5 protein-coding genes are annotated in these 7,164 nt (G+C 68.9%); 3 read left to right on the forward strand and 2 right to left on the reverse strand.

Annotated features, from left to right (window positions below; translation table 11 throughout):
• Positions 1–39 precede the first annotated feature (39 nt).
• Positions 40–3,075: a 3-keto-alpha-glucoside-1,2-lyase-like domain-containing protein gene (locus ACXAHD_RS30585; RefSeq protein ID WP_475054920.1), complete on the reverse strand. Its 3,036-nt coding sequence runs from the start codon at positions 3,073–3,075 to the stop codon at positions 40–42.
• Positions 3,076–3,339: 264 nt separating this feature from the next.
• Here ACXAHD_RS30585 and ACXAHD_RS30590 point away from each other — a divergent pair, with 264 nt between their 5' ends.
• On the forward strand, positions 3,340–4,092 hold the full coding sequence (locus ACXAHD_RS30590; RefSeq protein WP_281555204.1) for a polyamine aminopropyltransferase: 753 nt from the start codon (positions 3,340–3,342) through the stop codon (positions 4,090–4,092).
• On the opposite strand, the gene ACXAHD_RS30595 is transcribed toward ACXAHD_RS30590, so the two are convergent.
• A complete protein-coding gene (locus tag ACXAHD_RS30595; protein ID WP_475054922.1) occupies positions 4,074–5,012 on the reverse strand; it encodes a DUF2690 domain-containing protein in 939 nt (312 codons plus the stop codon). The two genes, ACXAHD_RS30590 and ACXAHD_RS30595, sit on opposite strands and share 19 nt — an antisense overlap.
• A 262-nt stretch (positions 5,013–5,274) precedes the next feature.
• Here ACXAHD_RS30595 and ACXAHD_RS30600 point away from each other — a divergent pair, with 262 nt between their 5' ends.
• Together ACXAHD_RS30600 and ACXAHD_RS30605 are read left to right on the forward strand one after the other, a co-directional pair.
• On the forward strand, positions 5,275–6,093 hold the full coding sequence (locus ACXAHD_RS30600; protein WP_281555206.1) for a hypothetical protein: 819 nt from the start codon (positions 5,275–5,277) through the stop codon (positions 6,091–6,093).
• Positions 6,094–6,259: 166 nt separating this feature from the next.
• On the forward strand, positions 6,260–7,024 hold the full coding sequence (locus ACXAHD_RS30605; RefSeq protein WP_289213015.1) for a transglycosylase SLT domain-containing protein: 765 nt from the start codon (positions 6,260–6,262) through the stop codon (positions 7,022–7,024).
• Positions 7,025–7,164 lie beyond the last annotated feature (140 nt).

Here is a 7,164-nt window from a genome sequence, read left to right on the forward strand (position 1 = left end):
GACCGGGATTCCCGGTCCGGCGCGGCCTTCGTACCTGGCTCAGCTCAGCGGCTCGACCCAGATGTTGCGGTACTGCACGGTGTTCTGGTGGTCCTGCAGCCGGATCGATCCGGTCGCCGGCCCCTCGGGGATGTTCCCGCCGGTCGGGCCGGTGATGGCGACGTCGTCGTGCACCGTCACGCCGTTCCAGACCAGGGTGACCCTGGCGTCGGAGGTCTTCTCACCGGCGCTGTCGTAGCGGGCCGCAAGGTAGGTGATGTCGTAGGTCTGCCAGGTCTCCGGCGGCCTCGCGACGTTGACATCCGGTGCCTTCTGCAGGTAGATCGCACCCGCCTCGTTGTTGTCGAGGGTCGGGTCCCCGTACGAGTCGAGGATCTGGATCTCGTACCGCTCCTGCAGGTAGACGCCGCTGTTGCCGCGGTTCTGCCCGGTGACCTCCGGCGGCAGCTGCGGCACTTTGAACTCGACGTGCAGCCGGAAGTCGCCGAACGCCTGCCGGGTGCGCAGATCGCCGCAGCAGGCCTCCATCGCCCCGTCACCGACCACCGGCCAGCTCGCCGAGCGCCCGTCGGTGTGCTGCCACTCCGACAGGTTGCCGCCGTCGAACAGCACGATCCGTTCACCCGGCTTACGGACGGTGACCAGGTCCAGGTTGACGTGACCGGTGTCGGTGGCATCCACCCGGTACTGGATCGCGTTGGTGCCCCGACGCAGGGTGAGCAGTTCGGTCTTGGTGGCCCATTCCTGCCAGGTGACGGTGCTGGGCAGGACGGTCTGCCGGACCTTCTCGCCGTTGACATAGATGCTGACCGTCTTGTCCCCTTGGAACGGGTTCGGACCGTTGCTGTAGCGCAGCCCCACCTCGTACTCGCCGTTGCGCTTCACCTCGACGTGCACGGTGTTGGCGGCGTTCAACTCGCCGAACCCGGCCACAAAGCCGACGCCCGAGTGGCCGGCGTGCTCGGTGTCGTACCGGGCACTGCCCTGCTGGTAGCCCTCCTCGGCCTCATAGAAGATCCGGTCCGGCTGGGCACCGGGAATGGCGTTGAGGGTGTACCAGGCCTCGGTGCTCCACAGCTCCTCGCCGTTGGAGGCGGTGAACGAGCGCGGCGAGCGCAGGTGCACCACCCGGCCCTGCTGCAGGCCGTCGACCATCAACCGGACGGTACGCCGGTCGTTGGAGACGATGACCTCGCGGACGGTCAGCGTCTCCTCGTCGACCTTCGGTCCGCCGTACGTGGGGGTCGGCGCGTAGCGCCACTGCTTGATCTGGAAGCGCTCGGCGATGTCCTGGATGGTGTCAGTTGACAGCGGCCGGGTGTATTCGATCTTGAAGCCGTTCGGGGTGGCGCTCATCGACTTCATGTCGAACGTCCGGTTACCGTTCGGCGTCAGCTTCTGCAGTCCGTACCGCAGCTTGCCGGCCTGACCCCAGTTGCCGTCGGCACCGAGCCCACCCACGTAGATCGACCCGTCCGGGCCGATCGAGACCTCGTTGACGCCGGCCTCCAGCCCCTGGGTGTGCCGGAACACCGCGCCCTGGTACTCGCCGTGCACCTCCTCCAGGTACGCGCGCTGCAGGCCACCGTAGGTGACGTCACCGATCAGGAACTGGTCCCGGTACGGGCCCTTCTTGATCCGCACCGGGGTGCTCGGCGAGTTGGCGATCTCGTTCTGCGGCAGCCAGAGCGCCGGTTGGCTGACCGGGTTGGCGTCGAACGGACCGTCCGGGTTGGTGTAGTGGTTGAAGAACCGGTCCTGCTCGATGTGCACCAGCTTGGAGGCGGGCAGCCAGCCACCCTGGTTGTCGGTGACGAAGAGCTCCTGGTCCCGGCCCCAACCGATGCCGTTCGGGGTCCGCAGACCACCGGCGATGTAGCTGACCTCGCCGGTGCGCCGGTTCACCTTGATGCTGGTGCCCCGGTTGCCGATCGGCTGCGGGTCGGTGGTGGCGCCGCCGTAGTCGATCGCCACCGAGAGGTTGAGGTAGAAGTGGCCGCCCCGGTAGAGCAGGCCGAAGGCGAACTCGTGGAAGTTGCCCCCGTACGGCCAGCTGGCCACCGTCCGGTACTCGTCGGCGACCTCGTCGCCGTCGATGTCGTGCAGCTCGGTCAGCTCGTGCTTCTGTGCGACGTAGATGGTGCCGTCGACCACCGCCAGGCCCATCGGCTCCCGCAGGCCGCTGGCGACCTTCTTGTACGTGACCTGTTCGGCACTGGTCGGCCCGGTGACGTTCTCGACGATGTAGACCTCGCCGAGAACTTCCTCACTGCCGCCCCAGGTGGCGATGACCAGTCGACCGTCCTCGGTCCAGTCCATACCCGAGACCTGCGGCTCGAACCCGTCCGGCCGTAGGTCGGTCAGGGTGTAGTCGGGGTGCACCGCGTCCAGCGGAAGCCCGTCGCCGGGGGTGTCGGTGACCCCCTGGCATGCCTTGCGGCCGGGCGCGGTCACCCGGACCACGCCGGCGTCGGTACTCAGTACGGAGTTGGGCACGACGGCGAACTCCTCGGCGCCCGGCGGTTGCCAGGACAGGGTGAGCTCCTGCCCACCGCCGGCCTCGAAGTACTCGACCCGCAACGCGTGGTAACCCTCGGTCAGGGTCACCGCGCCGTCCATCAAGGTCGCCCCGTGCAGCCCGTCGTGGTCGATGACCACCGCGTCGTCGATGTAGAGACGGGAGCCGTCGTCGCTGACCAGCCGGAACGTGTACGTGCCTGCGGCGGCGACGTGCAGGTTCGCGAGGGCGTGCGTGACGAAGTTGTCCTCCTGCCCGAAGTCGTCCGCCGTGGACCAGTCGACGATCGGCATCAACTTGTCGACGTTCGGGGTCTGCCCGGGTTTGAGGGTGCAGATCTCGGTCAGCGGTACGCCGATGTCATACGTACGCAGGGTGACACCCGGCTCCTGCGGCGGCAGGTCAGCGACCTGGGCAGCGGCTGGTGACGAACTGACGGCGGTCAGTGAGGCGAGCAGGGCGGTGACAACGAATATTGCCGGGCCACGTGTTCTTGGCGGGCATGGAGACATTCCTCCCCCTTCGAGGGTGCTGATGAATGCCGCGATCGCAACCATCGCCGAGGGGTTGCCTGCCCGGTGGACGAGATGATCTCGAAGCACGGCTGCGGCACATCATGGGTTACATTCGCTGAAGTGGCAAGATCTTCTGAGCAATCGGATCAAACTTTTACTCTAGACAGACAAAAGATCCTGCAGAGGCCGCGACGTCCGTCGAAGGACCGGCCGTCAGGGCGGTCGGCGGAATGTGTGTCCACCCGGCACACCGGCACGAGACGGTAGAGTCGGCGGGCCGACCTGCGCCCATCAGAAGGAGTGCCGATGGCCGCGCGTTTCGAGGAACTTGACTGGCGGCAGACCCCGATGGGAGAGATCAGCCTGCGGCGGCGGCGGGACCCCGTCGTGGACCGCGACGTGTACGAGGTCAAACTGGGCGACGAGTACCTGATGTCGAGCCTGTTCACCGTCGCCGAGGTCGAGCTTGCCCGGCTCGCCCTGGCGGACCTGGTCGGCGAAGAACTCGACGTCGTCGTCGGTGGGCTCGGCCTTGGCTACACCGCCCACGCCGTGCTGCGGGACCCACGGGTCCGGTCGTTGATCGTCGTCGAGGCGCTGGCCGACGTCATCGGGTGGCACCAGCGGGGTCTGGTGCCGGGCGGAGAAGCGCTCGTCGGGGATCCCCGGTGCCGGCTGGTGTCCGGCGACTTCTTCGCCCTGACCGCGGCGCAGGGCCCCGACCCGGCTGCACCTGGGCGACGGTTCGACGCCGTCCTCGTCGACATCGACCACTCCCCCGGGCATCTCCTGCACCCGTCGCACGCCGCCTTCTACCGGCCGGAGGGTCTACGGCACCTGGCCGGCCATCTGCGGCCCGGCAGCGTGTTCGCGCTGTGGTCCGACGACCCACCGGAAGCCGGGTTCACCGCAGCGCTCGGACGGGTGTTCCCACAGGTCCGCACTGAAGTGGTGACGTTTCGCAACCCGCTGCTCGGCACCGACTCGGCCAACACCGTGTACCTGGCGCAGACCCAGGCAGGGCAGCCGGGGGACCCGGGTCAGCCTCCGTCCGGCTGAGCGGCGACCGGCGGAGCCGCCACCGGAACACGCAGGTCGCGAATCTGCAGCGCGGTTGGTGTGCCGACCGGGTCGGGACGGGCACACGGGGTCGCCGCGGTGGCCAACGCGGATCGGTCGTCCGCGCTGCTGATCTCGACGGCCACCTCGACGCACCCCTCGGTGGTCCGCAGGACGTTGCCGTACACGCTGTACACCTGGCTCGGCACCAGGTAGGGATAGTCGAACCGACTGACGGCCCCGTCGGACGGGCGGCTGATGGACAGCCGGATGGTGACCCCGGTCGGCACCCGCTCGGTGGAGACGAAGAGTGGCCAGGCCGCCTGGCATCGCTGGGAGTAGCGCAGGGTGAGGCTGCCGTAGGGCGGCTGGGCCGGATCCCGGTCGGGAACCTGCACGGTGTGGGTGCTCACCGCGTCGAGGTGGCACTGTTCCTGCTGCGGATCCGCGCCGTCCGCCGCCGGTGACACGGCGGCCGAGGTAGCCACGGGTTCCTGCGCCGCGCCGCCGAGCCGGTCGAGTACCGACGTCGGCACCAGGATAACCGCGGCGACGACAGCCGCGATCCCCCCGGTCGCCGCCAGCGCCCGGCGGGAGACGTGCGGCTCCCGTACGGCGGTCCGGTCGGCCGGTTGCGCGGCACCGTTGACGAATGCGTCGACCTGGCCCCACCGCTGCCGCCAGGTGTCCTCGTCGCCGTCACAGGCACGGACGAACGCCAAGGTCAGCTCCAGAGAGGGCAGCCGGGTTCCGGACAGCACGCTGGACAGCGCGGTGTGCGAGTAGTGGGCCCGCTCCGCCATCTTGCGCAACGAGGGCTGCCCGGCGTCGCGTCGAAGCTGTTCGAGATCGGCGACGAAGGCACCGATCGGGCCGGCGGCGGAACCACGAGCGCCGGCGTGTCCATTTTCATCCGTCATGGCCTCTCCTGAACGCGTAAACCTGGTGTCAACAGCGGTCAAGCCAGTGCTTTACGAGCAGGTCCGCGCCAGTATCAGCCTCGACGCAGCTGCCCGTTGGATAGACGCCAGCGAACAGCGTCTCACAGTCCGTACTGGACCACGTACGCGTCCGCATCCTGACCGGCCGGCGCATTCGGGCGACGAGAGCCGCCCGCAACGTCGTCCGGCATGGACGCGGTATCGGGTGGACGGGCAGTCCGCTCTACGACAGGAGGACCACGTGCACCACCTCAAGGAATCCGAACCCGCCCACCGACCGGTGTCCAGAACTTTCCACCGGCTCGTACGGGGCGTCCTGGCGTCCCTCGCCGCGCTGGTGATGGTGCTGGTCGGAGCCACCGCACCGGCGATCGCCGGGATCACCGGCTACCGGATTACCGGCACCGGTGGCGCCGGGCTGATCGTGCGGACCAACCCGCACGATGCCTCGGCACCGGCGGTCACCGTCCTCGCCGACGGCACGTACTTCACCGCCGAGTGCGCGGTACGCGGCCGCAACATCTACGGCAACAACGTCTGGCACCAGATCAGCGCGCCGGTGAACGGCTGGATCAGCGACTACTACACCACCACGCCCGGCTTCAACCAGTACCTGCCGGGCGAGCCGGAGTGCGGCTCCGGCACCCCGCCGCCGACCGGCACCCGGGAGCAGCGCGCCCTCGCCTGGGCCCGGTCGGTCCTCGGACACACGCACACCAACGGCGACCTCGGCGACAGCAACCATCCGTGGGACGGCTGGTGCGACAACTTCGTCGGGCACGCGTACGGACGCGCCGCCAGTGGCTACGCCACCGCACTGGTCCACTACAACGCGTTGTACCAGCGCGGCCTCATCCACACCACCGGCACGCCGCCGCCCGGCGCCCTGGTCTTCTTCGCCGGAGCGCAGATCAACGGCTACGCCGGTCACGTGATGCTCTCCGAGGGCAACGGCAGTTACATCACCACCGCCCCCACTATCCGGCGTGTCTCGCTCAGTTGGCCCGGCGCGCCGTACCTCGGCTGGTCGTACGCGGACCCGGAGTGGCCGGGACGTTGACCACCGCGTCACCCGACCTCCGCTTCACCCGTCGTAACTCAGTCACTGCTCGTCGTTTCCAGGAAGGAACGTGATGGATCCCGATCGTCTCCCGCCCGCCTCCGACAGCCGCCGTCGGCGCCGTCCCCGACTTACGCTGGGCCTCGCCCTGCTTTCCGTCGTCGGCGTGCTCGCTCTCGCGGTGCCCGGCACGGCCAGCGCCGCACCGGCCAGCGGTGCCGTCGACGGAGCCGTCCCGGCCAGCGTCGGCGAGCCGGCCGCCACGCCGGCACCGGACACCGTCAACGTCAACGCCGTCGGTATCGACCTGTGCGCCCAGGTGGGGTACGCCGCCGGGTTCCGGGGCAGCCCACTGGTCACTGCGGTCGCGGTGGCCATGGCGGAGTCCTCGTGCAACCCGTCGGCGGTCGGCAGCAACGGCCCCACCGCCGGATGTCCCAATGGATCACTGGACCGCGGACTCTGGCAGATCAACAACTGTTACCACCCCACCGTGACCGACACCTGCGCCTACGACGCCCAGTGCAACGCGAACGCCGCGTACAACATCTCCAGCGGCGGCAGCAACTGGCAGCCGTGGTCGACCTACAACAGCGGCGTGTACGCCAACCACCTGTCCGCCGCGCAGGCGGCGGTGAACCGGCTCGGTGGCGGCGGGACGCCGGGCGGCGTGACCGGGACGATCCTGGCCAGCCCGTGGCTCAACGTCCGGGCCGGTCCCAGCACCACGTCCGCCGTCGTCGGATACACCTACTACGGCAGTACGGTGACCATCTCCTGCTACACCTTCGGTGAGTACGTCGGCGGCGGATACTGGCCGTCATCGACGTGGGACCGGATCACCGATCCGGCCACCGGTGTCACCGGATTCGCCGCAGACACCTGGATCAACACGACCCACGACGTCAAGAGCATGGTCCCGTCCTGCTGATCCGCGTCGGCGGAGGGCAGCGGTGATGACCTGGCGGGGGGGGGGGGGGGGGGGGGGGGGGGGGGGGGGAGGAGGGGAGAGGAAGAAGAGAAGAGGATACTTCCCTACCCCCCCTCCCTCCCTCCCCCCTCCACTCCCCC

This window comes from Micromonospora sp. ABR4_055 (assembly GCF_056160425.1).

Coding starts and splice junctions, on each gene's coding strand:
- ACXAHD_RS30590 (WP_281555204.1), top strand. CDS start 3,340: ATGGCCGCGCGTTTCGAGGAACTTGACTGGCGGCAGACCCCGATGGGA.
- ACXAHD_RS30595 (WP_475054922.1), bottom strand. CDS start 5,012: ATGACGGATGAAAATGGACACGCCGGCGCTCGTGGTTCCGCCGCCGGC.
- ACXAHD_RS30585 (WP_475054920.1), bottom strand. CDS start 3,075: ATGGTTGCGATCGCGGCATTCATCAGCACCCTCGAAGGGGGAGGAATG.